The 26,535-nt window shown below is 52.3% G+C and carries 24 protein-coding genes; 9 read left to right on the top strand and 15 right to left on the bottom strand.

The window, feature by feature from the left end:
- Positions 1 to 2: 2 nt before the first annotated feature.
- Positions 3 to 1,670: a PQQ-dependent dehydrogenase, methanol/ethanol family gene (locus B9Z52_RS11510; RefSeq protein ID WP_108413993.1), complete on the bottom strand. Its 1,668-nt coding sequence runs from the start codon at positions 1,668 to 1,670 to the stop codon at positions 3 to 5.
- Positions 1,671 to 1,925: 255 nt separating this feature from the next.
- Between B9Z52_RS11510 and B9Z52_RS11505 the strand changes: the two genes are divergently transcribed.
- Both B9Z52_RS11505 and B9Z52_RS11500 read left to right on the top strand, forming a co-directional pair.
- A complete protein-coding gene (locus tag B9Z52_RS11505) occupies positions 1,926 to 3,221 on the top strand; it encodes a helix-turn-helix domain-containing protein (protein ID WP_108414106.1) in 1,296 nt (431 codons plus the stop codon).
- 128 nt (positions 3,222 to 3,349) lie between these two features.
- Complete coding sequence (locus tag B9Z52_RS11500; RefSeq protein WP_108413992.1) at positions 3,350 to 3,787, top strand: thioesterase family protein; 438 nt, start codon at positions 3,350 to 3,352, stop codon at positions 3,785 to 3,787.
- A gap of 48 nt (positions 3,788 to 3,835) precedes the next feature.
- Here the strand turns inward: B9Z52_RS11500 and B9Z52_RS11495 are convergent, their stop codons facing one another.
- The gene (locus B9Z52_RS11495; protein ID WP_108413991.1) at positions 3,836 to 4,558 is read right to left on the bottom strand and encodes a hypothetical protein; all 723 of its coding nucleotides are present in this window, start codon (positions 4,556 to 4,558) and stop codon (positions 3,836 to 3,838) included.
- A gap of 91 nt (positions 4,559 to 4,649) precedes the next feature.
- Complete coding sequence (locus B9Z52_RS17885) at positions 4,650 to 4,802, bottom strand: hypothetical protein (protein ID WP_158270555.1); 153 nt, start codon at positions 4,800 to 4,802, stop codon at positions 4,650 to 4,652.
- Between the two features lie 241 nt (positions 4,803 to 5,043).
- On the opposite strand from B9Z52_RS17885, the gene B9Z52_RS11490 reads away from it, so the two are divergent.
- On the top strand, positions 5,044 to 5,319 hold the full coding sequence (locus tag B9Z52_RS11490) for a hypothetical protein (RefSeq protein ID WP_108413990.1): 276 nt from the start codon (positions 5,044 to 5,046) through the stop codon (positions 5,317 to 5,319).
- Between the two features lie 44 nt (positions 5,320 to 5,363).
- A complete protein-coding gene (locus tag B9Z52_RS11485) occupies positions 5,364 to 6,410 on the top strand; it encodes a YafY family protein (RefSeq protein WP_158270554.1) in 1,047 nt (348 codons plus the stop codon).
- 91 nt (positions 6,411 to 6,501) lie between these two features.
- Here B9Z52_RS11485 and B9Z52_RS11480 read toward each other — a convergent pair whose 3' ends face one another.
- Entirely contained in the window at positions 6,502 to 7,332 is an 831-nt protein-coding gene (locus B9Z52_RS11480; RefSeq protein WP_158270553.1) for a DnaB-like helicase C-terminal domain-containing protein, read from the bottom strand.
- Between the two features lie 41 nt (positions 7,333 to 7,373).
- Complete coding sequence (locus B9Z52_RS17670) at positions 7,374 to 7,856, bottom strand: hypothetical protein (protein WP_158270552.1); 483 nt, start codon at positions 7,854 to 7,856, stop codon at positions 7,374 to 7,376.
- Between the two features lie 353 nt (positions 7,857 to 8,209).
- Here B9Z52_RS17670 and B9Z52_RS11470 point away from each other — a divergent pair, with 353 nt between their 5' ends.
- The 3 genes from B9Z52_RS11470 to B9Z52_RS11460 all read left to right on the top strand — a co-directional run bounded on the left by B9Z52_RS11470 (position 8,210) and on the right by B9Z52_RS11460 (position 12,095).
- Positions 8,210 to 8,890: a hypothetical protein gene (locus tag B9Z52_RS11470; protein ID WP_146182846.1), complete on the top strand. Its 681-nt coding sequence runs from the start codon at positions 8,210 to 8,212 to the stop codon at positions 8,888 to 8,890.
- 63 nt (positions 8,891 to 8,953) lie between these two features.
- The gene (locus B9Z52_RS11465) at positions 8,954 to 11,254 is read left to right on the top strand and encodes an ATP-binding protein (RefSeq protein WP_158270551.1); all 2,301 of its coding nucleotides are present in this window, start codon (positions 8,954 to 8,956) and stop codon (positions 11,252 to 11,254) included.
- A 376-nt stretch (positions 11,255 to 11,630) separates the two neighbouring features.
- Positions 11,631 to 12,095 carry a hypothetical protein gene (locus tag B9Z52_RS11460; protein WP_108413984.1) on the top strand — a complete coding sequence of 155 codons (465 nt, stop codon included), beginning with the start codon at positions 11,631 to 11,633 and terminating at the stop codon, positions 12,093 to 12,095.
- 20 nt (positions 12,096 to 12,115) lie between these two features.
- Here the strand turns inward: B9Z52_RS11460 and B9Z52_RS17665 are convergent, their stop codons facing one another.
- The 7 genes from B9Z52_RS17665 to B9Z52_RS11435 form a co-directional block, all read right to left on the bottom strand.
- Positions 12,116 to 12,880 (bottom strand): hypothetical protein, encoded by a 765-nt coding sequence (locus tag B9Z52_RS17665; RefSeq protein ID WP_146182845.1) that lies wholly within the window; start codon positions 12,878 to 12,880, stop codon positions 12,116 to 12,118.
- A gap of 454 nt (positions 12,881 to 13,334) precedes the next feature.
- Positions 13,335 to 14,210, bottom strand: coding sequence for a hypothetical protein (locus B9Z52_RS17660; protein ID WP_146182844.1), 876 nt, complete (start codon positions 14,208 to 14,210; stop codon positions 13,335 to 13,337).
- 260 nt (positions 14,211 to 14,470) lie between these two features.
- Positions 14,471 to 14,698, bottom strand: a complete 228-nt coding sequence (locus B9Z52_RS17655; RefSeq protein ID WP_146182843.1) for a hypothetical protein — start codon at positions 14,696 to 14,698, stop codon at positions 14,471 to 14,473.
- A 766-nt stretch (positions 14,699 to 15,464) separates the two neighbouring features.
- The gene (locus tag B9Z52_RS17650) at positions 15,465 to 16,727 is read right to left on the bottom strand and encodes a hypothetical protein (protein ID WP_146182842.1); all 1,263 of its coding nucleotides are present in this window, start codon (positions 16,725 to 16,727) and stop codon (positions 15,465 to 15,467) included.
- A gap of 45 nt (positions 16,728 to 16,772) precedes the next feature.
- Positions 16,773 to 20,246, bottom strand: coding sequence for a TM0106 family RecB-like putative nuclease (locus B9Z52_RS11445; protein WP_108413981.1), 3,474 nt, complete (start codon positions 20,244 to 20,246; stop codon positions 16,773 to 16,775).
- A 128-nt stretch (positions 20,247 to 20,374) separates the two neighbouring features.
- Positions 20,375 to 20,677 carry a hypothetical protein gene (locus B9Z52_RS11440; RefSeq protein WP_108413980.1) on the bottom strand — a complete coding sequence of 101 codons (303 nt, stop codon included), beginning with the start codon at positions 20,675 to 20,677 and terminating at the stop codon, positions 20,375 to 20,377.
- Between the two features lie 65 nt (positions 20,678 to 20,742).
- Entirely contained in the window at positions 20,743 to 21,507 is a 765-nt protein-coding gene (locus B9Z52_RS11435) for a hypothetical protein (protein ID WP_108413979.1), read from the bottom strand.
- Between the two features lie 236 nt (positions 21,508 to 21,743).
- Between B9Z52_RS11435 and arsC the strand changes: the two genes are divergently transcribed.
- Complete coding sequence (gene arsC / locus B9Z52_RS11430; protein ID WP_108413978.1) at positions 21,744 to 22,106, top strand: arsenate reductase (glutaredoxin); 363 nt, start codon at positions 21,744 to 21,746, stop codon at positions 22,104 to 22,106.
- 14 nt (positions 22,107 to 22,120) lie between these two features.
- A complete protein-coding gene (locus B9Z52_RS11425; RefSeq protein ID WP_108413977.1) occupies positions 22,121 to 22,342 on the top strand; it encodes an ATP-binding protein in 222 nt (73 codons plus the stop codon).
- Between the two features lie 18 nt (positions 22,343 to 22,360).
- On the opposite strand, the gene B9Z52_RS11420 is transcribed toward B9Z52_RS11425, so the two are convergent.
- The 3 genes from B9Z52_RS11420 to B9Z52_RS11410 form a co-directional block, all read right to left on the bottom strand.
- Entirely contained in the window at positions 22,361 to 23,935 is a 1,575-nt protein-coding gene (locus B9Z52_RS11420) for an acyl CoA:acetate/3-ketoacid CoA transferase (protein ID WP_108413976.1), read from the bottom strand.
- A 354-nt stretch (positions 23,936 to 24,289) separates the two neighbouring features.
- Entirely contained in the window at positions 24,290 to 25,450 is a 1,161-nt protein-coding gene (locus B9Z52_RS11415; RefSeq protein ID WP_108413975.1) for an acyl-CoA dehydrogenase family protein, read from the bottom strand.
- Between the two features lie 273 nt (positions 25,451 to 25,723).
- Positions 25,724 to 26,533, bottom strand: coding sequence for a sugar phosphate isomerase/epimerase (locus B9Z52_RS11410; protein WP_108413974.1), 810 nt, complete (start codon positions 26,531 to 26,533; stop codon positions 25,724 to 25,726).
- Positions 26,534 to 26,535: the final 2 nt, after the last annotated feature.

Genomic DNA, 26,535 nt, shown 5'->3' with positions numbered 1-26,535 from the left:
CATCAGTTCAGGGCGAATGTCCAGACCGAGCCGCCCGCTGGCACATTGGCCATGCGTTCGTCACCCAACAAGGCCCACACGCCACCGGCGCCCGACAGCACGGTCACATATTGCTTGCCTTTGTGCTCCCAAGTCACAGGCAGACCGATGATGCCCGAGCTGGTCTGGAACTGCCACAGCTTCTTGCCGTTGGTCGCATCGACCGCCATGAACTCACCCGTGGCCGCGCCGGTGAACACCAAACCACCACCTGTGGACAGGGTGCCTGCCATGCTGGGCTGACCGGGCCAGGCCATTTGCCATTTGCTCTTGCCGGTCATGGGGTCGATGGCGCTCAGGTAACCGTGCGGTGCATCTTTGGGCATGTTCACGCCACGGAAGTTCACGCCCAGATACCACTCGCCCTTTTTGTATTCAGGCTTGGCAAACTGGTAGGGCCAGCTGATGTTGAGGGTGTTGGCATACGCCAGGCCTGTAGCAGGGTTCCAGGACATGGGGGTCCAGTTCTTGCCGCCCAGCACCGATGGGAAGACTTCTTCGTCACCGCCTGCACGGATGCGTTTGGTGACTTCAGATTCGACGGGACGGCCTGTGGCCATGTCGATCTTGTCAGCCCAGTTGACCTTGACGTAGGGGTTGGCCGCCAGCAGTTTGCCATTGGCGCGGTCGAGCACATAGAAAAAACCATTGCGGTTGGCTTGGGCCAACACCTTGCGGGTCTTGCCCTCGATCTTCATGTCGACCAGCATGCCCACTTCGGTGGCATCGTAGTCATAAGGGTCGTTCGGGGTGAACTGGTAGTGCCAGACGATCTCACCAGTTTTGGGTCGAAACGCAACGACAGAGGCGATGTAAAGGTTGTCACCTTTGCGGGCTTCAGCGTTCCAGGGGCCACCGTTGCCTGTGCCCCAGTAGACCAAGTCCAGCTCGGGGTCGTAGGCACCGGTCAACCAAGTGGGTGCGCCGCCTTTCATGGCGGTGTCGCCAGGCCAAGTGTCTGCGCCTTTTTCATTGCCAGCGGCTGTCGTGTAGAAGCGCCAGAGTTTCTTGCCAGTGGCTGGGTCCCAACCGTCGATGAAGCCGCGCGTGCCGTATTCGCCACCCGCAATGCCGGTCATCAGCACGCCATTGGCGATCAATGGGGCCGCCGTCATGGCTTGACCGTCTTGGTAGTCAGCCGCTTTGCTCTTCCACAGTTGCTTGCCGGTTTTGGCATCGAGGGCCATCACATGGGCGTCGAGTGTGGTTCGGTAAATCTTGCCATCCAGGATGGCCGCGCCACGGTTCAAGATACCGCAGCAGGCCATCTTGAAGACGTCTTGAGGCAATTCAATCTCGTGTTTCCACAGCTGTTTGCCGGTCAGCGGATTGAGTGCAATGGTGGTGTTGTGCGTGGTGACGTACATGATGCCGTCGTGCACGATGGGCTGCGATTCTTGGCCTTGCGGGTTGTTCAAGCTGTAAGCCCACAGGGGTTGCAGCTTGTTCACGTTTTTGTTGTTGATCTGCTTGAGGGGGCTGTAGCGTTGGTTGTTGTAGCCCATGCCATAGGTCAGCACGTCACCAGGGGTGGCCGCATCGTTCTTGAGGGCATCGAGCCCTTGTGCTTGGGCACCTGAAAAAATCGCAGCGGCAATCAAGCCGCCGACGAGCCGGTAATTGGGGGTCATGTACTGTCTCCTATTGATGGGATGTCGCTTCACAAGCCAGGCACATGGTGTGCGAGGTGCATGCATCATTGATCCTGAATGCCCTTTTTGCACGCTCGGGATTTCCCTAGTCCGGGATTGTTCTGTTCTGGAACACCCTGACGCGGAAGCAACAACTAGCCTTTTTTCCGGCTTGGTAGTTTCCCGCTGGCTGAATGTCTCACACCCATGCAAACTCAGACATTGATTCGTGATTTGGCCTGGAGACAAGTGCACATGTTCACCCGTACATCGGGGTTGACGGCATCTGATGTCGGGAGCAACTACACCCCCTTTTTTGTCAGCACGCGCGCCCAGCGGATTGCGATGGCGCGTCAGCAATTTTTTGAAGAGGGCGTGCGCCCCACCGGTTTGGTGAGCGAGGCGGTCATTCAATCTTGGATGCGCTGTACCTCTGGGCGTCACCAGACATCTGAAGCGCTTGAGTTCAACCATGTCTCCAGCAGCCGCATGCACGCCACCTTGGCCCGAAACCAGGAGTTGCTGGCCGCTGCCAGCCAAGAGCTGGTGACCATGGAGGCGTCTTTGTCGGGCATGGAGTGCCGTGTGTTGTTGACCGATGCCCAAGGTGTCATCGTGCATGGGACGCACAACCCCCTGGCCGCGCACGAAGCTTTGCTGAGCAAAGCCACCCGGGTTGGCGTCAACCTGGCTGAATCGCGCCTGGGAACGACCGCGCCCGGTATCACCAAACACACCCACCAGGCCTGCACCGTGACCGGGGCGGAACATTATTTCAACTGCCTGCAAGCGCTGGAATGTGCTGCCGCCCCCATTCATAACGTTCAAGGCCATGTGGCAGCTGTGCTGGACATCACGGTGGAAGGGCGCAGTTTTAATTTTGACGCCGCTTCGGTGGTGGGCATGTACGCCACCTCCATTGAAAATCGCTTGCTGATGGCCCAATCGCATGAACATGTGGTGCTGCGCTTTCAGGCCAGCCCTGCCCTGCTGGGCACACCCATGGAAGCCTTGGCGGGCATCACGGCCGATGGACAAGTCGGCTGGCTCAACGGTGTGGCCTCGCGTTTGCTGGGTGTGCCCGCCTTTGCCGAGGGCCGCGATGTGGCGAGCTTGCTGGGGCTGGAACTGGCAGAGGTATTGGCCATGACCCGTCGCTCGGGTCTGCAGGCGATCCGTTTGCCCAATGGCTTGGGTGTTTGGGGCCAGGCCAATTTGCTGGCTCGGGACGGTATCCATTTTGGGCAAGCACTCACGTACACCGCTGCATCTGTATTGAAAGAGGGACCCGCAGCGACACAGGCTTTGGCTGAGCCTGTCTCGGCAAACCCTCAGACCGAATCGGCTGCGCCCAACCCGGCAGCGAATGATGACCCCATCCAGGCTCGGCTGAGTGACCATCACCACCAACTGATTGACAGCACCCTGGCCGCTTGCAATGGCAACATTTCCCGAGCTGCCCGCACACTGGGGGTGTCGCGTGGCGTGCTTTACAGGCATTTGCGCAACCAGCCCGCCGCATCGGACAAGTTGGCTTCTTCGCAAGATTGAAAACTGCACATACCAGTGCGTAACCACGTCAATGTGCGCTCGATTTTTTTGCCACGACTTAGGCTTGAGTCTGTGGGTAGACGCCAGCTGTGAAAATGGGGTTTTGATTCCTGATTCACAGTCACCCCATGCCCCGTATCCAGTTCACCCTTCCTGACCATTTCATCTTTGCCACCGACATCCAGATCTACATCAGCCACGTCAATCAGGGTGGGCACCTGGACAATGCCCAGCTGCTGACCTTGGTGTCCGAAGCGCGGGTGCGGTTTTTCAAATCGCTGGGCTACACCGAAGGCAATGTGGAAGGGCACCCCATTGTGGTGGGCGACATGGTCGCGCAATACAAGTCCGAAGGCTTTCATGGCGAAACCATGCGGGTGAGCATGATCCCGCAGGACCACAACAAATACGGCTTTGATTTGGTCTACCGCATGGAGTGTCTGGATACGGCCCGCGAAGTGGCTCGTGGGAAGATCGGCATCGTTTTCATCGACAGGCAAACCCGCAAGGTGGCGGCTGTGCCTGAGACGTTTGTTATGGGGGTGGCGCGTCTTGCTGCTCAGTGAGAGGTGTTTCACACTCTCTATGGCAAAGTGGACTCAGCCCATTTGCAATTACGCCTCTCCTTCAGGCATTGCGAGGGCAATGCGCAACAAGGATTCAACATCTGAACTGCGTATTTCAATGGCTTGTTGCCCACGCGGAACATGTTTTGTATTGCAAATGGGTGCCAGTTTTTTGATGAGTGCTTTCTCTGCATCTTCGATACGAGACTTCAGGCTTTGTGTGTTCATTTCCTTAGGCATGCTGTCGTAGCGGACGTACATAAATGTAAAACGCGAAAGTACATCCACAGGATCGGCGTCATGAGGCAAAAACACATCGTGATGCAGTGCTCCAAAAAACAGGCGCCGAAGTGGTCCCAGATTGCCGCTGTCCTTGTGAAGTAAGGATGGATCCGATGCAGCGAGAAATCCTGTAATCATCTCATGATCAAGTCCCAATTTTTTGCGCAAAGCGTTCAAGCTTGACGGTGCAATGTGCAAGCAGTTGCCGCGAGCCGTGATGGCGCCAATATGAGTCCACCAACGTGCACTGACAACATCGCCAGAAAAGTTTGCCCCTGATTTGATGTTGCCCAGGTAGCTCCCGACATAAATCAATTGATCGTCAAAGCAAAGTCCATACAAGCCTGCCCCAGCAGTGATTTCAGGTGATGTGATCACGCGGTTTTTCAAAGGCTTGGCCGTGATTTTCCAATTCAAAAATTGGACACCGGCACGGCCTTGAGGCATTTGCATCACGCTCAAAACGTCGTTCGCATTGAAAGTGGCCATATCACACATGTTCCAATCTCATGTCGTTTGGTGTCGGTAGATGAGTTGCCACCCGAGTATGAGGTTTGCCCCATGCTCGGGTGACAGAACATCACCGGTACACTTCCGTCAGGTAAGAAAATTTTCCTGCGCCATACTGAGCAATCAAACGCCGTTCTGCCTCAAAATAATCTTCTGCTTCAAATTTCACACGAAAGCTGCGTGTGCCGCCGTCTGTGTAGATGTCTGCTTCGAACTGTCGCATATCAATCTCCTGTTAAGAGGCTTCAGTATCGAGGTCATAGAAGAATAAAAATGTCTTTTTACATCGTCCATCAGCAGATATAGATATGACTGAATGGTCAACTTGATGTTAAAATTTTTAGACGACAAAAAAATTCTTCATCTTAATTCATTCTCTACTTTTCGAGACGCTTGCATGCCTGTGAAAAAGAAGTCTAGGCAAGCAATTGTCTTCATCATGAACCTGAGAATGGAGAGATTACATGACGGCTTTACTGTTGCAAGAGAGGTTTTTTGTGCGCATCTGTGTTGACGATGAATTGCTCGATGTCCTCGCAAGGAGTCCGCTGGGTCAGGCACAAACCATCATGACCATCAATGGCGAAAATTTCGTAGATGCCTTCATGCTGTTGACTGAAGATTTATTGCATTGGATTCAATGCATGGGTTCTGCCGTCGAGGTGATTCATCCGCCAGGCTTGCGGGAACTTGTCAGACAAGGACTCACACAAACCTTACACAAATACAGAGTCGTGTAGAGGCTCGCAACATTCATCAATTGGACTGAGGAGTTCCTATGGGCATGAGTAAATTTCAAATCGAACTCTTGAAGAAAATTCCAAGAGAGCCTGCACCCCATGTCACCATGAATGACATGGCTGAAAAGCTTCGTGGTCATTGGGGAAATTCCGCCACATTGGCCAGCATGCGTCGCAAGATCAGCAACAATTTACTCGCCATTGAAAAGCTTCACCCAAACAGCCTGGATAAGAAGGGGGATAAGCGAGAGCACCTTTACCGCATGAAGGCAACAGCACCCATGCTGTTGATGCCCATGAGCCAAGAGCAGATGATGGCTTTCGGCTTGTTGAGCAAGTACGGTACGGATTTGCTGACGCAGCAAGCGCATCGAGCCTTGCAGCCGTTTTTTGATGCAGCGAAAAACTCTGCAATTGATCTTGCCAAGGATGCAGGATTTGGTGTGCGTGCTTCCAAGGACTTGGGGCGTCAGTGGCTTGAAAAAATTGCTGTAGTGCCCGCAGTCCTGCCTTTTTGTCCTCCTGAAGTCGATGACTCCATCAAGCAGACGGTGCACCAAGCCTTGCTTTTGGAGCGGCGTCTGCAACTGAAGATTGTTCACTCTCCTTCGAATGAAATCGAAGATTGCCAGGTCAGCCCGCTTGCCTTGGTACAACAAGGCGTTCGCACGTATTTGATTGGTAAAAAAACCAATAAAAGCACAGCAGATCGCTTTCTGTTGAAACGAATTTTGGAGGCCAAAGAGGTCTTGGGTGTGCTGGAGACACCCAAGAACTGGAACCTTGAGAAATTTCTTGAAAAAGGGATTGGACATCCTGTGTTTCCACTGGACATCTACGGCAAGTCTGAGCACATCGAACTGAAAATTGATGCGGACTCGCAGTGGATCAAAGAGACACCTCTTGCACCCAATCCTGTCATTGAAAATTCGAAAGACGGAAGTTACATCATGAAAGTCGTGATGCCCATCACGGAGGAGTTGGTGCATTGGCTCCTCAGCATGGCATTCCATGTGAAAGTCATCAAACCAGACTATTTGGTGGCGCGACTGAAAGACGATCTTAAAAAATCTGCGGCCATGTACAAGTGACTGCAAGTTGCTGGTTTGAGGGATTCAGCGCCGCGGTGTTTTCAGCGTTCAGATTGTTCAGTCGAACGCTCAAGCATGCATCAAGACATTTTCAGTAATCATCAGTCTCTGAGGAAAGTGTCAAGAAGCGCTGGGTCGGGCTTGGTTCAAATGCAAACCGCACCTTTCCCGCAATGCCGCTGGCTTTCTTGATCACAGTGATTTCGATAATCCCTGGGTTGAAGGTATTCTTGTTGTAGCAGTCGTCGCGGTAAATAAAAAAGATAACATCGGCAATTTGGTCAATGTTGCCCCATGCACGTAAATCTTTCGTTGTGGGCCGCTTGTATGTGCGTGTTTCGATTCTTTCTGGCAGATCAGAAAGCACCAGCAAGGGACATTGGAATTCCATGGCCACGAGCTTCAAGGCCTGTGTCAGGCAGCACAAATCAGAGGTGTTGCCTGCTTCGTTCAATGGGGGGGTATTACTCATCAACTGAAGGCGGTCCAAGACGATGAGTCCCAGAGGTCCGCATTGCTGTAATAGCTGCTGCAAATGGGCGCGCAACGCGCTCACTGAAAGGCCGTGAGTTTCCAGTAAGTGCAAGTCATTCGGGCCTGAATGCTTGATAAGGCCATGGAGGCTTTGTTCCTGTTTGTCATGGCTTGTTTCGTTGTTCAGATCGACCTGATCCTGCAGGCCAATGTCGTTGACGATGCGGGAGGCCGTCTGGCCTTCATCTTTTTCCAGTAAAAAAACGGCCACTGGTAATTTTTCTGAGACAGCGACATGTTCTGCGATGTTCATCGCAAACACGGTTTGTTTCATGCAGGGGCGACCCGCCAAAACGAGCAGGTTGCCAACGCACAGGCCCTGGGTCATCAGGTCGATGTCGCGGAATCCTGTAGTGATCCCAATCTTCTGCTGTTGGTTATTTCTCATGTGTTTTCTGCAATGTTCATGATGTTGAGAAACTGTATGAATCATTTACGTTTGACTTTTCCTGCGCAGAGTCGGCCTGTTTCTGGCTCCAGGTAAAAACACCCCTCATGATCACAGGGGCTGTGATTCGGACCCCATTCCCAGACGCGACCATCGGCAGCACGGATAGTGTGTTGAATGACCTCCCACTGCAAGTGTTGAAGTACATGATTTTGGATGGTCGACTGGCGATTCAACTGCGCCATGATTTCTGAGTAGACGTCATTCCAGTGGCGGCCAACACGGGAATGCAGAAAGCGCCACAAAGGCCGCAAATTTTCATTGAACATTTTCAGCTTGTAGCCCAGCTGTCGAGAGCGCATGGGCAATTTCTTTCCAGAGAATTCGTCGCATACATCCCCGTATTCGTCAAGATGGAAGAATTTCGCTTTGCGGTAGGCGTTGCGTTTCATATTCAAATCGCGCGTGGTGGTCCACGCATGGTGATGCGCGACACGCGCCCGTTCGACAATCACCTTTTGCATATCGTTTCTCATGACAGCACCCTTCTGTTACTTCACATGATCATCCCGCATGTAGGCGACAAATATTGTCATTGCTGAAAATCATGTGCGACCTTCTGTTAAACCTGTATCGCTTCTACAGGTTTCAAAATTGCAACGCGAATTCTTTGGTTTCCCAAGACGCATTTGCAGGGGCGTTGGGTTGATTGATACGCTCAAGTTTTCATTGATGGTCGGCCCAGTCTACTGGGCAAGGGGCATGAAATTTGACTTTCTGAATCAAATCTTTGAAGAGTTTTGGGTGATGAAATTCTTCTCCGACAGTGGGTAATCTATAGGTCTCACCACAGTACGACATCCACATGCCTTACCCCATGAAAAACACCAAGAAAACTGCCTGGCAGCGCATCACGGAAACTGTAGAGCTTAAAAGCAAAACATGGGCCTTGGGGCTTGTGATTGCTGTGCTGAGTTCTACGGGCTTCGCACAAAACAAGGTCAGTCACCTGACTCGTGATTGGCTCGATTTTTCTGATCAAACATTGGGCGTTCAACTCAAATATCCGCGCCACTGGAAGGTCTGGACCCAAGGTGACGACATCTACTTGGATAAGCGATCTTCAGTGCAAAAAAAGAAGACCAAATACGCTCAAATTGACAGTGCGGACCGGGCCTTCAATGGCCGGATTCACAGTAACGATGGTTTGTACCTGCTTCATCTTTCCACGGGGACAGGTGATTTTGTCCGTGCAAACATTCGGTATTACGTTTTTGAGGGGCTTGGTAAGGACCTTCGCCTTGCCTACGGACGTTTCAACAATGAGTCCGCTGAAAAAATTCAGACCCAACAATGGTCGGGCTATGCGTCGCCCGCTATTTGCAGTACGGAGGACGCAGGCGGATTTCACGCCGCTGGCGGTATGTGTTACTGGAGCTTGATCAGTGATGGTCATAAATATGTCTTGACCGACTCTCAGCCTCTGGAGACTGACCAGGATGCAAGAAATGTTCACTTGATTGTGATGAGTATCAATTTTTTGAAGCCTAAAAAATGATCTCGATGGTCATTTTTGTGTGGATGTCTTGATAAAACTTTTTAAGCAGTGATGGGGATGGTCATGAGTTTCGAAGAAAAATTTGACGAGTTGGGGGGCAGCTCGATGAGCAGCAACCGCAACGACAGCTGGGCGCAATTGCTGCAGCAAAGTCGCTTGCTTGATCAGGCGATTGAAAAGTCGGCTGCGGAGGAGTTCGCAGGCGGAGGCGAAGATGCTTGCGCGGCTGAGGTCGAATTGGTGCTGGATGAGACTTTTCCTGGCGTTGATATTCAAGAACTTGCCTGTCACAAGCCAGCGTATGCGGCTTGGCTGCGCATTGTGTGCTTGCGCGTTTTGGTGATGACACCCGCACTTGGAAAGCTCAAGGGGCGATTCGGCTTCAATCTGGTGAAGCTTTCGCAGTTTTTGGGCATGCCCAACCTGGATGAATTTGCGCAAGCTCATACCTTGGGTCAAGTGCAGCAAACGCTGGAGCAGCATTTGCTTCGCTGGGAAAGTCGTGATGGGCTGGCTTGCCATTTTCCTGATGCACTCAATCAGAATCTCGATGCATTGACTTCACTGATTGGGCTGAGCACGCTTGAGCGTGATCTTCTCGGCTTGGGTATATTGATTCATGCGGAATCTGTCATGGATTCCTTGTGTGAAGTCATTGGCAGCGAGCTGTTGGGATATGCCGCTGAGCGAATCCTTGCGCCCATGCTGCGACAAAAACATGAAATGGTTGCCATGGCACTCAAACGTGAGGCCAAGCTGTGCACGACTGGATTGCTTTCAATTGACATGAATGGTCGCTATGCCTTGCGTCAATTGATTGATCTGTTGACCAACTCGTTTGCAGCTCGCATGCTGGTGCCACAAGAAGACATCCGGTTGTTGCTGGAAGGATTTGTCAAGCCTGTGACGGGGGTTGCATTGCAGGCAAAGGACTACGAGCATGTGCGCATTGACTTGCAGATCTGTCGCGCCGTGCTTTCCCAGGCCATTCATGAAGGGAGCAAGGGCATCAATATCCTTGTGTATGGCAAGCCTGGAACGGGCAAAACCGAATATGCCCGCATGCTCGCAACTCAATTGCATGTGCAGTTGATTGAAATCAGCCCGAACAACCTGGCGGGGGAGGCTGTGACGCCGATTCGTCGTTTGCGCAGTTACCGCATGGCCCAAGCATTTTTCCGAGACCAGCCGACGCTGTTGATGTTTGATGAGTGTGCCGAGGTGCTTCAGCAAGGGCCGTTTGCCTTGAGTGAAGACGACGAGGCCAAAGTGCCCCGTAAATCTTGGATTAACAAGATGTTGGAGAGTAACCTGATTCCCACCATCTGGATTTCCAACACGATTGCGGGTTTTGATGAAGCTTATTTGCGCCGTTTCACGGTGTGCTTTGAAATGCCTACGCCCAGCCAGGAACAGCGACTCAAGATGCTGGACAAAGCTTTTGATGGTGCCATCACCCAGCAAGTGCGCATTCAACTTGCCAAGCACATGGATATTTCTCCCGCATTGATTGAGCAAACGGCCAAGACGGTCAAAGTGATGAATGTGTGCCAGGCAGAGCGTGATTCAATGAGCATTCATTTGATCAACAGAAAACTCAAAACACAAGGGAGCGCTTTGATCAATCTGCGTGGGCAAACGGGCTTCAGCATTGAAGAGTTCAAGCCGGAATGGATCAACACCGATGTCGATCTGGAGCTTTTGCGCAACTCGCTGAACGACACGGGCAGCGGTCGTTTGTGCCTGTATGGGCCACCAGGAACAGGCAAGACGGCCTTTGGCCAGTGGGTGGCCCAGAGCCTGGATGTGGAGCATCTGGTCGTCAAGGTCTCGGAATTGATCAGTCCTTTTCTGGGTGAGACGGAACGTAACATTGCGCAAGCTTTCAGCCGGGCGAGGCAGCATTGTGCCATTTTGCAGATGGACGAGGTGGATTCATTTTTGCAGGAGCGTCAGAAGGCCTCGCATCAATGGGAGGTCACTCAAGTCAATGAAATGTTGACCCAGATGGAAAGCTTTGATGGCATTTTCATCGCATCGACCAATCTGTTTGAAAATCTGGATGAAGCCTCATTGCGGCGTTTTGATATGGCTATCAAAATTGACTTCATGAAGCCACAGGCTGCCTGGAGCATGTTTGTCAAAGTCTGCGAAAAACTTGGTATTGATGATATCGACGCCACACTGGAATCGCGAATTGCGCGAATGCGTGGTTTGACCCCCGGTGATTTTGAGCAGGTTTGGCGCCGTTGCAAATTGCAAGCAGTCCATTCTGCTGTGGCGCTTGTGCGTCAACTGGAGTTGGCGGTGGGTGTCAAAAAGGGGGCATCTAAGGGGGTAATGGGCTTCTTGAATGTGGCATAAGGCCATGCCACCCGCTTGCCCTTACGCGCAAATTGGAGATTGCCACACTATCAAGGCGAGGCAAACGGGAACGCGGTTAAGTTGCTGCTTCTGTCTTGTCCGCCCAATCCCTGTGGGCGATGACTTCTTCTGGCCCATCGAGAATAAGCACGTTCATGGGGCGATCCGGCAGATCAAGTCTGAGTGTCGATGATTCTTTGGACGTGTCATCACCAAACTTGCAAATGACATCCACATACATTTGATCCGATTCATCCGTTTGAACGGTAAAAAGTCAATTTAAAAATAAAAAATTTTTGTGCTTTATTGAATAAAATAGATTTTTTCTTAAATCACTAGATATAATTAAGAGTATTTAATTTTTTGAGAGACAGCTATGATTCCATCACTGAAGCAAGTTGCTATCGCGATTAATTTGATTTGTAAAAATAGTGACGCGTTTACCCCCAGCATGGTTCGTCAGCTCTTGGGGCGCGACTTTCCTGCAACGGAGCCGGCAACTCTCAGCGCACAAATTCAACCTCATTTACGCACTTTGCGGGAAGCTGGAATTATCATCATTAGAAAAACTCATCAACGAAGAAATCGCCCTCATCGATTGATCAATCGTGAACTCCTCATTGAAATAAGCTTGAATGACGAATATTTCACACCTATACGACTTGCCGACATGCCTTCACCTGACGAAGATCCCGAGGAGTCTGAAGATCCGAGTGCGGTTTCTCAAGATGAAACGACAAACGCCATCATTGACATGGAGCGTCGATTGATGGAACTCGAGGAAATTGTCGAGTTGATGCAGGCGAAACTCAATGCCATCGGCACTGTGCTGAGACCGTGAGAAATACCTGAATTATTTTTTTAAATAAGAAAATATTCTTCATAGTCTTGAATAATTGCATCGGTGAAGTTATTGTTTGGATATGCTTTTCCTAATGGATCGGAGTGGCCAAAGTAATTGAGTATGGAGGGGAAAACTTTGTTATTGTCAAAATCCCCATTCCATATATCATTTGCAGTGACCCAGCTTTTTTTAATGAAATCAGACTGGCTTAAAATAGCCCCTAAGTGATAAGCAGCTGGCTGAATGGTGCAAAATTTATATAAGGATTTGAAAGTTTCTGGGTCGATCAATTTTTTTTCCGTTGCTGTATAGAGCGCTTCGAGTGCTCCTACATTGGCCATACTTTCAGTGATCCATGTATATTTTCCAGAAGATTCACAGAAAAAACTCAGTGCCATGGCTGCATGTGAATACTCATGAAGAAGAACTTTTATGAATAGTCCTTGATAATCACCATTGCAATATCGTGTTGCAGCATGAAAAATTCTTTCTGGACACAAGAATATTTTTTCATTTTCTGATAAGTTAAACACAGGCCACTCATCACAATAGCATCCTAGAAATTCTGTGCTTGGTGCCGATTCAGGATTGTCGTTAAATTCGAAGGATTGTTCGAGTTGTGAGTCAATCTCTTTTGCAAAATCAATATTGTTTAATAAATAAACGGGAATTGATGAGGCGACCTCTCGCATTTCCGATCTGCATAGTATGAGTATTCTGCCAATTAAAGATAATAGATTTGTGTCAATTGGCAGTTTGGTGCTGAAATTCTTTATGTTCATGATGTGAATTTTTGATGATTTAATGAATTTGAATTTATAGGTATATTGAGAAATGATTGAGTATTAATTCTATTGCATCTTTAAAATTTAGATGGCCACCATTCGGCAGTGCTGCACAATTTCCGATAACTGAACGAGTGTTTGGATCTTGTGCATTGAATTTCACATCGCTATTTGGATTCGACTGAAATGGTTTGAAATACATTCGTTGACCTGGATTGTGTATGTTATTCAGATTGTGTATTCCAAATATTTTTACAATGGTATCTTTGAATACGAGTTGATGATTGCGTGTGGCATATGAGTTGCCAAATTTCCAATGCCATGGTCGTAAATTTATAATGCATGTACATTGATCGTCTGTGCAACCCATTTTTAATTGAAGGCATATGGATGTACCTCGTATATTCGCTTCAATTGCCAAATCTTGTTCTGATGTGAGTCCGGAACCCAGTCAGCTCAATTCTTTTGGTAAATCACCCAGGGAATTGATTAATATTTTTTCAAAATTAATTAACTGATCGGTGGATGAGCATTGGCATAATCTATTATTGTTGTTTGATGTGATTGTGTTGTTCGGCTGACTTTCAGATGTTTCAGAGTTTCTGTCATCTTGGTTTTGTGTATTGCAATTTTCTAATCCACTTTGATTATTAATTGAATCATCAGTATTGGCTATGGAGTCTTCGTTATTGAATAATGATATTGGAAGTTTGGTTGAGCCATTATATTTGGTGATTTTATTTATAATAATTACATCGGAATTACGTTTTGGCCATAATTTATCGCAGATATCATCAAGAACTCCATTTTGATTGTTCATGATGTATTTTTCATAGGTGTTTAGATCTATTCCAGGTATTTCGCTTGATATTTCTGCTATCAGTATTCGTGTATCGGAAAGATCATCCGGTGTATTTAATCTCAGCATTTGTGCGTAGCGTGAACACGCAAATATTTTCCAATTTTCAGGATGATGTACTCCTCCTGTAGTAGCTGATGTGTTCCCTACGTGAGATCCTGTTGCTTTAACTCTATGGCGCTTTATTCTGTCTGCAATATTCGCAGCTGCATCTTGGGTTGAAATGCCTATATAAATATGAGGTTCGGGTATTTCGAATGCAAGTATATATAATCCGTATTCCGGTAAGTCATTTTTTTGATTTGGTAAATAATTTAATGCATTGCTAACTGTACTATAGGTTGCACGCTCTCTTGTTGGAGTATCGCCTTGATTTGTATTGTGATAAGTTGAATGCTCCCATGAGGTTAAGTCTAATGGGATTGAGAAAATATTTTTTAAATTTTCTGGTGGGTGAAATTGCAACATGATTTTTCCTTGATTGAATTTAAAATTACTTTTTTCTCCGCGATAAAGTTTTCTTGTGTACCTGGCCCACTCGCCACCTGACTCACCGTTTACATCGTCTATTTTTTGATATTCAGACCATTTTTCAAAATTCTGGGCACCTAATAACCATTCTGGGAATTTATTAGTTCTTTGAGCAATTTTTCCAATAAACCACCTTGACCAAATGACGTGTAGTTGCCACCGAAACCATTGTCTTGGACTATGATGGCGTATTGGGCTTATGAATTGGTTTGTCCAAATAAAGCGTCATATGTAGCTACCGCATCAGCTCCAAGAAAAAGGACAGCAAGTCGCTTTGGACCATGTTCGTCATTGAGGTGTATTTCGCGCTCAAGAATTTCTAAAAATCCAAATGGATTTTTCAGGTCGGCGAAACTATACCTTGGTATTTCGTCTGCTTGAATATGCGCCTGCCATGGATGAGGGGTAATTTGATCTTGAGTCAAATGCAGTCTTGCAAAGCTATTGTAACCTTTGAAATAGCCACGTGGCCGTGAAAACTCAGCAAGTATTTGCTCTTTATTTCGAGCATAGTCAGTATAAATAAACGTATGAGCAGCATGTGGTGAGCCAAATAGTCGTATTGGTTGCCCATCAAAACCTGATTCTGTATAGAAAACAATTCGATTTTCGAAAAATTTTTCTCTTGAAAAATTTGATTTTGACGTGAAATTCCCAATCCAATCTGGTAGTTGTTCCGGAAATTTTTTTAAAAATCAATGGCTTCCATGATGACGTCTCATTTGAAATTAATTTTTTTGAAAATGGTTTTGGTGTTGAATTTAAATTTAATTTCAAAAAATCTCCTTGACGTCAATTTGCATGAAAATTGAATAAATTTTGAATTAATATTAAAATATTTTTCGAGGCCATGTGCGTTGTTAACGTAGCGGACGTACGTTGACAACAGCACGGTCCTTGTACCTTGAGAGTTTGAGTTGCACACGAACGGATGGTGGTCATTTGTGAGATAGGACAAGCTTGAGGAGTTGACTATGATCCAGAACAGACTGAATCATAGGCCTATAAAATGGCTCGGATTCAAGACATTCTCTGATGTGTTTTACGCCTGGTTAAACCGTGATGCAATTTGCACTTGAATCCGCCGTGTGATTGATGTGTTTGTGGTTCCCATGGTGTTTGATCTGGTAGAACCTCAAAATTATTTGGCACCAAGATAAGTGAAGAAAATTGCAAGATCATCACGATTCCTTATATAACGTGAAATGTGTTGAGAAATAAATTCAATGCATCGCGTAAATTCAGATTGAAATGACCACCTTGAATCCAGTTTGCATATCCTGTAACTACACCTTGTCCAGCATTCAATGGAAATAAGGTGTCGTTGATTCCATTTCCATCTGGAGCGAATGGTTTGAAAAATGGTGTTCCTGGATTTCTTATGGGCGAATTTTGACCGTAATAATTTACCAGTGGACTGCCGTGTATGTTGATGTTTTGAAAATATTGAAAATAATCATGACGCCCTCTGACGCTGTCAACTCGCGGCCGCACGTTGACAACTGCACCGTCCTTACATCTTGAGAGTTTGAGTTGCACACGGAAGGGACGTTGGTCATTTGTCACATAGGACAAGCACGGGTCGGAGGCTCCTTCAACGCTGGCGTGAGATGGCATATCAGGATAGTTGTTTGGATCAAAATAATTTCTAGCTTGTGGAAAGAGTCCTATTTGGGCTAAAGAGTGATCAAGGCCCGCAAACAATGTCTGATAGGAAAGAAGATGTAGGCTTGGCCGAATACGGTTGTTAAGAATCTTTGCATCTGGATTAAATACAAAGGTATCGACGGCGAGACACCATGCGGTTGCATGACTTGGTGTATTTATGTCTAGGCCCTTGTCGCGGACAAGGATGCGAAGATTACCGATTTGGTTATTGCCGCCAGTGTTGTTGGCCAGTTCATAGACCCCTAATGATCCCCTGATCAGAAAGTGTTCTGCTCCAAAGGCACAGGCTTCAGCAAAGGGGCCAGACCATTGGCCTAGCTTGCGCACTAATCCCTGCTGTTTGGCCGCAGCGATCAATTTTTGTGCTGTGAGTGGGGCTGTTGCCGCATCCCTTTGCGCAGCTACCCATGCGTCAATATGCCGATTTTTGGCAGATGTGGCCTGCGGCAAGTTCTCTTCACTTCGCTCACGGACATGCGCTGTCCAGCGGTTCCCCTTGCCTTTGCCAATGTAAAAACAATCATTCCATGTGGGGGCATTGAGATTGTTGAAATAGCCATAGACGTAATAGTCCCCTGGCTGATTCTGGAATCCTGGTGTAGGGGGCGGTAGGGCCACGTCACACATGCTTGCCACTGCAGTCAGAGCTTGCTGAACCAGTAGTTCATCGTCGGCGGCTGCGGCAAACAAAATTTGCTGGTGGTTGGCTATTGCCACTTGATCAATAGGACAAGTGTGGCTCGCAATGTCTCCGTTGGCGTTCTTTGTTAACAGACCGATATACATTGTTGGTGCCCTTTGAAGTTGACTGAGGTGGTTGTCGTTTGGCGATTACACAAAATCGTGTTGTGCATTGTTCTTGGACAAGGCATGGTCATCCGGGTTAACAAGCCGAGCATAAAAACTCAACAACCCCATCTCTTCCACCGTCCCGCAGTCCATCCCCCGCAGGCCCGGTGAGGCCACCACCAGCGCCAGGCACTTGGCTCTGGACACGGCCACGTTGAGGCGGTTTTTGCTGAACAGAAAGTCCAGGTTGCGGGGCAGGTTGTCGGCGTCCGAGGTCGTCATGGGCACGATGGCCACGGCCGCTTCTTGACCCTGGAATTTGTCTACCGTGCCCACGCGGGCCTGCTTGCCCAGTGCGCGACGCAGTTCGCGCACCTGCGCGTTGTAGGGGGCCACGACCAGAATGTCGTGGGGCGTGATGGGGTGCGTGGTGCCAGTGCGGTCTGTCCACTGCTGATCGAGCAGGCTGTCAAAGAGTTGTTTGATCCGCTGTGCCTCTTCCGGGGCTGACTGGCTGCGGTGTGCGTGTGGCACCGGCACATACACCACACCTTGCGGTTTCAGGGCCGGGTCGGCAGTGGCGTTCAGCACCAGGCCTTGCGCGGCGCACGCGGGGGCTGAAACCAGTCGGCCTTCGTACACGCCCTCCGAGATAGGCTTGCACACATCCGGGTGCATGCGATGGGTGGTGCCCAAAAAGATGCCTTGCTCGGCGGGCACTGTGGCATGGCCTTGCATCAGGTAATCCAGCACAGACAGACCACTGTCGCTGGGGTGGGTGCCTTCGGTGGGCTGGGGCAGTTGCATCTGGTCGCCCAGCAGCACGATGTTGCGTGCGCAACTGCCCGCAGACAGTGCGTCGGCCAGTGACAGTTGGCTGGCTTCGTCGATGAACAGGTAGTCCCATTCCTGGGTTTGCGCCGGGCGGCAAAACAGCCAGGCAGTGCCGCCTGCCAGTCGGTGCTGGGCCGGGTTCAGGTCATCGCTTTTGATCACTTTGATGCCGGGTGGCAGTGCATCGTCCGCTTTGACCACCACCGCATGCACGGGCGTGTGGGCCGCTTGGGTGCGCTGGTAGGCGGCGGCCAGCAGGTGATTGATGGCCGCATGGCTGTTGGCCGTGATGGCCACGTTTTTGCCCTCCGCAATCAAGGCTGCAATCACATGGGCGGCGGTGGTGGTTTTGCCGGTGCCCGGCGGGCCTTGAATGACCAGGTGGCTGCCATCGAGTTGGCGCACTGCATCCAGCACGGCTTCTGGTGTGGGGCTTTCGCTCAGGATGGTCTGACCGGATGCGCGCCCTGTGAGATGTGGACGCAGTTGGCTGAGCAGCCGAAGCAAGGGGCCGCCTGCCTCTTGACCCAGGCTCAGGCGCTCAATGTAGGCGTGAATGGCCGCGAGCTTGGGCGCGTCGTTGTAACGGGCTGCGGCACACACCGTGATGGTTTGGGGTGGTGCTTCTCTGTTGGCCTTTCGGGTGAACGAGACTTCTTGTCGATCTGGGTCATACACAAAGTTCGCCACCGACATGCCGTCGCTCAGGCAGGTGACGTCCGACCCGGTGGCCAGTTTGGTTTCCTGATCCGGCACACGGAAAAAGTAGCGTTTGCTAAGAGCATCTTCGGTGACTTGGCCCGTGCTGGTGAGCAAGGCCAGGCATTCCATGTCGTCGAGCAGTTCGCTTTCATCGCTGGCTTGGCGTTGGTATTGACGCCAGATGCCAGGCAGGGCGCAGCGCCAGTAAAAGCCCAGTAAATGACTCAGCAGCTCGGCGACTTTTTGCGCTTGTCCTTGCAGTTCGGCGGGCTGCCCGGCAAGCCACAGCGCCAGGGCTTCTCGGGCCTTGGCCTCAGCGGCTTCGCGTTCGATTTTGGCCTCTGTTTTGGGCTGCTCGGTCGGCTCTTGTGCTGCCGGGGAAAAGTACGGTATGCCTGCGGGCCGCAGGCTTTCGAGCCATTGGTGCAGTTGCCAGGTCGACTCGACATCGTCTTTGTTGTACGACTCGATATCGGCCAGCAGCCGTTGTTGCTCACTGGCGTCCGTGGTTTTGCGGAAAGCTTCGTACATGACAATGCTTTCGCCCGCATTGGCCACCGCGCCTGCACGGGCACCCCGGTAGTAGGCCTCGACTTTTTTGATCGAATAACTGGGCACAGCCAGTGCCAAACCACTCCCGACCACGCGGTACAAGTCCACCAGTCGGCCTTCGCGCAGCAAGCGGTCACGGAATTCGGTGCGGGTGTCATGCACGCTGGAGAGCTTCTGAATGGCTGTTTTTTCGTAGGCGGCGTAGTGGTAGATGTGGGCTTTGGGGTGTTGGAGGAGGTGTGCTTCCACAAAGTCCATGAAGGCTTCGAATGCGACTTTTTCTTCCTGGCGGTTGTGCGCCCAAAAAGGCTTGAATTTCAGCGTAGCCCCTTGGTCGGGGGCGCTTGGCGGCTGTGCATAGCCCACGCCAAACAGGTATTCCAGCCCACCGGTTTCGTGAGGAAAGCCTTCCATGTCGAAGTACAAGTCGCCCGCGTCGGGCTCAGGCAGCAGGGCAAAGCCCTTGGGTTTGTTGATGCCCGCTACAGGCTGAGATGGCGCTAGGTGGTGAATGCGCCGTTGGCCGTTGGTGTCCAGCGGCTGGCTTTGCAGCTGGGCTTGAATTTTGAGCTTGTCCAGAACGCCAATGCCTTTGACTTCACCGCTATAAGCGGCCAGCCCTTTCATGGTGGTGAAGCCGCTTTTGGCCAGTTTGTCGATTTGATCCCGCCGGATGTTGGCCACCAGGCAAACATGGTCTTGCAACTCCCATTGTTTCTGGCAGTGATCGCGCCAGCCGCATTGGCCACAGGCAGGGTTAGGCAGTGCCTCGGTGGGCGGCGGGTTGGCCATGAAGGCCAAAAAGTCCGCCTTGATCTGACGGAAATGGTGGATGTATTCGCCTGTCAGCAGCTGGGCTGTGTTCTCGGCCTGTGGCGCGAGCCCGCGTTTGCGCTTGTCCGCCTCGTCCAGCTTACCAAGCACCACATGCAAGTGGCGGGGCAAAACCCCTTGTTCCTGTTCCAGCAGATCCGCATAAAAGCACAGTTGCACCATAAATTTGGCGCGGTTGGACTTGGCCAGCTTGGTGTCGGCCACTTCGTAATGGTGATGGCCCAGCTTTGACGATCCATCCACTTTGAAAAGAAAGTCTGCATAACCCAGAAAGGGTGACTGAAGCAGGGCGGCTTGAAAGATCACTTGTGCGCCATCGCGCATGGCCTGGCGAGTGGCTTCAATCTGCTCTTCAAGTGGTGCCTGTTTGTCGATTTCGACAATCTGCAAGCCACGGTGTTTGAGGGTTTGCAGATAGGCTTGCTCATGCCTGTCGCCATAGGCTTGAACCAGGGCCATGGCGTCATCGGCAGGCGTTGGCGTCTCGTCCCAACCGCTCAATTTGCGCAAGTCGAGCTGGGTTCTGTGTTTGCAACCCAAAAACGCCACAATGTCTGAGGCCGAATAGAGAACCTGGTCATTGCGCTGTTGCATATTTAGCGATCTTTTTGGATTGCGTTTGTTTTTATCATTTTATATATCAAATTTATTTTTCGTAATGAATTGTTTTTTAATAATTTTGGCATCTTCTTCATATGCAGCACACATGGCCCGCTTCATGTTCATGAAGTCGGGATGATGGCAATGCAGGTGATCACGTCACCGCTGAAGCCAATGCAGCTCTCGTAATGGCCCTGCAACTCGAACTCAAGCGTGGAGTCCTCCGTCAGCGGTAAGCCCGCCGTTGTGCAGTTGACGGTGGCCATCAGGTTGCCGTCTTCGTTTCGGGTGATGCAATGATCCAGGTCGAAAACCTCGAAGGTCCCAGAGAATGGTGCTGAGTTTTGAAAGCGTGCGTCTGACACGATCAGCACTTGTGCGTCGTTCACTGTTTTGAGGTTGCTGGGCCGGATATTTGTTGTCATGTTGTTGTTTCTTTTGATGGCGTGAATGGTCAATTCCAGGGGGGGTGTTGCTCTCCGAGCAGAGCTCAGGGTGTTGTCGCCTTGGCGGGGTCTTCCATGAAGAGTTGCACTTCAGACATCAGGGCTTCGGTCAGGATCGGGCCAGCTTGTTGGCATGTCAAAGGCTGCAAGTGCTCGCCTGTGGCAGTTTCATCATTGATCAATGGTTTGTAGGTGCTGATCAGGTGTGACTCGGCCGATTTGACCAATTGACTGATACCTTTTTTGTCAAGTTCATGCAGTGCTTCAAGGCGAGGGGCATTCAGGCGTGCATAGACAAAGCTGAATCGCTTGAGAATGGTTGTGGGATCGGTTGTCTCAAATTCATTCCAATGCAGTGCTGCGAAATGCAGGCGATTGAATGAGCCCTGGCATCCGGCATCTTTGTGCTTGAGTGTCGAACCATTCACCAGGGCTTTCAGCATGGGATGTTTAGATCCATGAACAGTCAACAACTGTGCGATGTTGCGCGGTGCAGTGCTCAGCAGATTGCAGCGCCCTGTGATGGAGCCCACGTGGCGTGTCCAGCGGCCAGGAATGATGTCACCCGAATGCCAGATGGGGACCTGAACGCCTTTGTCACTGCCTGAAAAAGAGCCGATGTAAATGACCTGTCCGTCAAAGCAGATGGCGTAAAGTCCTGCCCCTACAAATGCAGCAGGACCACCTGGTCGGTCCATTTTGGCTACGGGACTGATTTGCCAGTTCCAGAAAGGTACGTCTGCACGCCCATGTTCCAAAACACGCACTGTCATGATGTCGGTTGCGGCATACTGGGAAATGTTGATCATGTGATTGTTCCTTGCTTGCTTTGCGAACGCGTACCCCTTGAAATGAGGCTGTCGTGATTTCGGCGGTGTGAGTGGTGAATGAAGTCACCAGCTTAATGAAGCATCAGGAATAAAAACGTCACCTTGATTCGAGTGGGGAATACCCTAATTTTTTTACACGGCCATCGTTGAAGGCGATCGCCCAAGTTCATGAATCTTGGTTTTTTGTACTGTGACCCTCATAAATTAAAAGCACCATGACCGACATCACCATTTTTCACAACCCCCAATGCAGCAGCTCGCGCAACGCGCTGGCCCTGATCCGCGACAGCGGTGCCGAGCCGACCGTGCTGGAGTACCTGAAGACGCCGCCCAGCCGCGATGAGCTCCTTGCGCTGGTGAAGCGCATGGGCGGCAGCGTGCGCGATGTGCTGCGTCAAAGAGGCACACCCTATGACGAGCTCGATCTGGGCAACCCGAAGTGGACCGATGCGCAACTGCTGGACTTCATCGCGCAGCACCCAATCTTGATTCAGCGACCAATCGTGGCCACACCATTGGCTGTGCGCATATGCCGCCCGGCCGAGACGGTGCTGGAGATCTTGCCCAAGGCGCAGTAAGCCTTGTTGAACGCATGCTTTTGCCTCGCATCGACACCCCGCGCTGCACCGGTTGCGGCTGGTGTGTGGCGGCGTGTCCACCGCATGTGTTGAGTTTGCAAGCCGATGGCTGGCGCAAGCATTCGGTGCTGCACGATGCGTCAGGCTGCACCGGCTGCAGCCAATGCGAGCGGCGTTGCCCCTTCGGCGTGATCTCGATGGTGAAAATAAAAAAGCCTGACCAGCGTCAGGCTTGATTGAATGAGCGCCGTGCTTCAGGCCTTGAAGTGCGCGCTGTCCATGACCTGCAGGTCTTTGGCCACCAGCGGCGTAAAGTCCATCTGGTCCAGCACATCGCGCTGCAGGTCGATGCCAGGGGCGATCTCGAACAGCTCAATGCCTTGGGGTGTGAGCCTGAAGCTGGCGCGCTCGGTCATGTAGAGCACTTCTTGCCTGCGCACCAAGCCTTGCGGGCCTGAGAAGGTGATTTGGTCGACGCGTTTGACCAGCTTTTTCACAGCGCCTTGCGCTGCCACGCGCATTTGGCCGTCGCCGGTTTCCAGCTTTACGCCTTTGGCCGCGAGCGTGCCGCAGAACACCACTTTCTTGGCGTTTTGCGCGATGTCGATGAAGCCGCCGGGGCCCACGGTGACGCCGCCCAAGCGGGAGACGTTGACCGAGCCTTCTTCGTCGAATTCGCCAAAGCCCAAAAAGGCGATGTCCAGACCACCGCCGCCGTAAAAGTCGAACTGCGTGGCCGCGTCCAGCATGGCGGTGGCGTTGCGGGCATAGCCAAACAGCACGCCGTCCATGAGCGTGCCGCCATAGGTGCCGTGCTCGATGGTTTGGTAGATGCGGTGCTGCTCGTTGCGCGCCGCGATCAGCTTGGCCACGGCATCGGGCACGCCCACACCGTAGTTGATGACCGGGCGGGCCTTGTCGGTGTTGAAGAGTTCCTGGTAGGCACGGCGCGCCACGGCCTGGCGTTCGCTGAAGGCCTCTTGCGAGGCCGCCAGTTCGCGGGCGTGGTCTTCGGCTTCACTGCTCAAGCGCGCCTGGCCCGTCAACTCGCCGCTGAAAGCCGGATCAAACGGGATGGCGTAGCTGGTGGACTGCTGCGGATCGACCACGATGGCATCGACCCACGCAGAGGGAATGCGCACTTCGCGGGCTTTGAGGGCGCCCTTGGGCAAGCGTTCCTTCACTTGGACGATGACTTTGCCGCCGCTGTTGCGTGCCGCCAGCGCCAAAGATTGCGCATCGAGGTTGGCCGCTTCGTGCTCGAAGCTGATGTTGCCGTCTTCGTCGGCGCTGCTGGCGCGCACGATGGCCACATGGATGGGGAAGGGCTTGTAGCGGAGGTATTCGCGGCCATCGATGGTGATGACTTCGGCCAGGTCGTCTTTGGCCGCATCGTTCATGCGGCCACCGCCGTGGCGCGGGTCGCACACGGTGCCCAGGCCCACGTGGCTGATGAGGCCGGGGCGGCCCGCGCCAATCTCGCGCATGAGCTGGCTCGACACGCCACCGGGCAGGATGTAAGCCTCGATCTTGTTGGACAGGGCCAGCTGCTGCATGGCGGGCGACCAAACCCAGTGGCCGCCGATGACGCGTTTGACCAGGCCTTCATGCGCGAAGCAGCTCATGCCTTTGGTTTTTTTGTCGCCAATGCCCAGGGCGTGCATGAGGGTGAGGTTCTTCGGTGTCTGTGTGCTCAGGAAACGTTCCTGCACCGCTTCGAACAGATGCGTCGCCTCCATCAAGCCGCCGCCACCGCCCATGAGGCCCACGGTGTCACCGTCTTGGATGAGTTGTGCCGCTTGTGCTGCGGTCATGAATTTGGTTTGCATTTTTGCCCCGTTCGTGTTGTTCAGTTCATGCCTGGGTGGTGTGCTGCATCGTGCTGGGGGGTGAGGGCCTCGGCCTCATACTGGGGTACCAGAAATCGGCCGAGGCCCTCACCCCCCATCACGATGGCGTTGTGGTTTGCACAGAGATGTTGTCTTTGCAGGTCGCAGCTTCAGCTCCGACGTTGTGGTTCGTTCCATGTTCCATGTCGGAGCTGAAGCTCCGACCTACGGATGCACCCACAGCCGGATGAAGGGGATGGGCGGCCGACGATTTTCGGTACCCCGGTATGAGGAGGCCGCCCATCCCCTTTGTCCGGCCCCCGGTGTGGCACAAAAGCCGATGCACCGGAAAGGTCAGCGGTTCACATCAAACAGCACAGCGCCTTTTTTCATCGCGCTCTTGGCGATCACACCCCGATGGATCTCGCTGGTGCCGTCGTAGATGCGGTAGATGCGGGCGTCGCGGTAATAGCGCTCGATGGACAGCTCCTTGCAAAAGCCCATACCGCCAAACACCTGCACCGCACGGTCTACCACGCGGCCCAAAGTTTCTGCGGCGTGCACCTTGACCATGGCGATCTGCTCGCGTGCGTCCATGCCTTGGTCCAGCATCCAGGCGGCGTGGTAGACCATCCAACGGGCGGCGTTGATCTCGATCACGCTGTCGGCGATCATCTGCTGCACCATCTGGAAGTCACCGATCTTGGTGCCAAACTGCTTGCGCTCATTGGCCCAGTTCAGCATCAGCTCACACACATGCGTGGCCTTGCCCACGGCGCGGGCGCCCACCTGCGCCAGGCGCACCACATTGAGCGCGCCCATGGCCAGCTTGAAGCCTTGGCCCGCTTCGCCCAGCAGGGCGACGTCTTCGAGTTGCACATTGTCAAAAAACAGTTCCAGGTGCGGCGTGCCACGCAAGCCCATCATCTTCTGGTCCTTGCCCACGGTGAAACCGGCCAAGCCCTTGTCGACCATGAACATGGAGATTTCTTTTTCGCCGGTCTTGGCCGACACCAAAAAGAAGTCGCTCCACTCGCCATCGCTGATGAAGTGTTTGGTGCCGTTGAGCACCCAGCCCTTGTCGTTTTTCTTGGCGTTGGTTTTGATGCCTGCCGCGTCCGAGCCCGCGCCCGATTCGGTGATGGTGATGGCGCAGGTGCGTGTGCCCGCCACGGCGGGTTTGAGCCAGCGATCAATTTGCTCGCCCTTGCAGTGCAGCAGGGGTTCGTACACATTGCCAAAGGCTCGGCGGATCAGGATGTCGCTGGTGTGGCCAAACTGCTCTTCGCACAGGATGCGGTCCATGTTGGACAGGCCACCACCGCCCAGCGCTTCAGGCATGTTCATGCCGTACAGGCCCAGGGCCTTGGCTTTGTCGTGGATGGCTTGCGCTTTGCTGTTGTCCAAAAAGCCTTGGTCCTCGACTTCGTCTTCGAGAGGCTGAAGTTCTTCGGCGATGAAACGGCGCACCGTTTCGATCATCATTTTTTGTTCGTCGTTGAGTGAAAAGTCCATGGTGAATTCCTTGATGTTTTTCGTTTGTCATGCCGGACTCGATCCGGCATCCAGGTGTTCATTTTTGTAGGTCGGAGCTTCAGCTCCGACACAGTGCAGCACAGCAGCTTGTCGGGGCTAAAGCCGCCGACCTACAGGAACAAGCGTCTTGGTTGGCTTGTCGGGGCTGAAGCCGCCGACCCACAAGAGCCGACTTTTCAAGCACTGCTGAACCAGCGTGCCCCAAAAAAGAAAGGCAGGCGGGAGAGTTTTTCAAAACGCGGGCACATCGCTTCAAGCTTCCACAAAGGGGCGGCTTTTGGCCAGGCATTCGGCGGCCCAGTCTTGCACCGAGGTGTTCGCTTCGCGGCCAAAGTTGACCACTTCCACGCTCACGGGCAAGTCGGCGGGCAGGGCGTCGAACAGACCCTGCACATCGATGGTGCCGTCGCCGGGCAGCAGGCGCTCGCAGCGGGCGGTGTGGACCATTTCTTCGGTGCTGAAGTTCAGACCGGCCTGGGCATCGCAAATTTGCGCGTAGTGCAACAACGCGCGCGGAATGGCGCGGATGTCTTCGAGTGTGGTGGTGGACCGGCCCACATGCAGCGCATCGACCAAGATGCCGGCGTTGGCCGGGCTGCCTGCGCCTTGCACGATGCGCAGCGCAGCGTTGGCGTCTTTCACCGCCGTCCAGGGCATGAACTCCAAGTCAGCGGTCATGCCACAAGGCTTCATGACTTCGCACAGGTGGGCGTAGTTCTCGGTCAGGCGGGCTTCGTTGGCGTCGTCCCCGGCCACCAAAATGGCCTTGGCCTTCAGGGCTGCGCCCGCGTCGTACAGCGCGTCCCAGGTGTGAGGGTCAAACTGTTCGCCGATGCGGATGATTTCCAGATCGAACACGCCCACGCCCGTGTCACGTTGCGCCGCCAGGGTTTCGCGCAGGGCTTCAGGCTGGCCCAACAGGTGCTGTTGTGGCGCGCCCACGGCGTTGGGCCACAGGCGAAGGCCCACAAAACTGTAGCCCGTTTGCGCGGCGACTTGTATCGCTTGTGCGGGTGTGCAGCGGTGCGAGCTCAGGTAGGCGAGGGAGTAGATGCGTGTCATGG

Source organism: Limnohabitans sp. Jir72 (assembly GCF_003063575.1).
GTDB lineage: Bacteria > Pseudomonadota > Gammaproteobacteria > Burkholderiales > Burkholderiaceae_C > Limnohabitans_A.
This window is presented reverse-complemented; position numbering and strand designations above follow the sequence as displayed.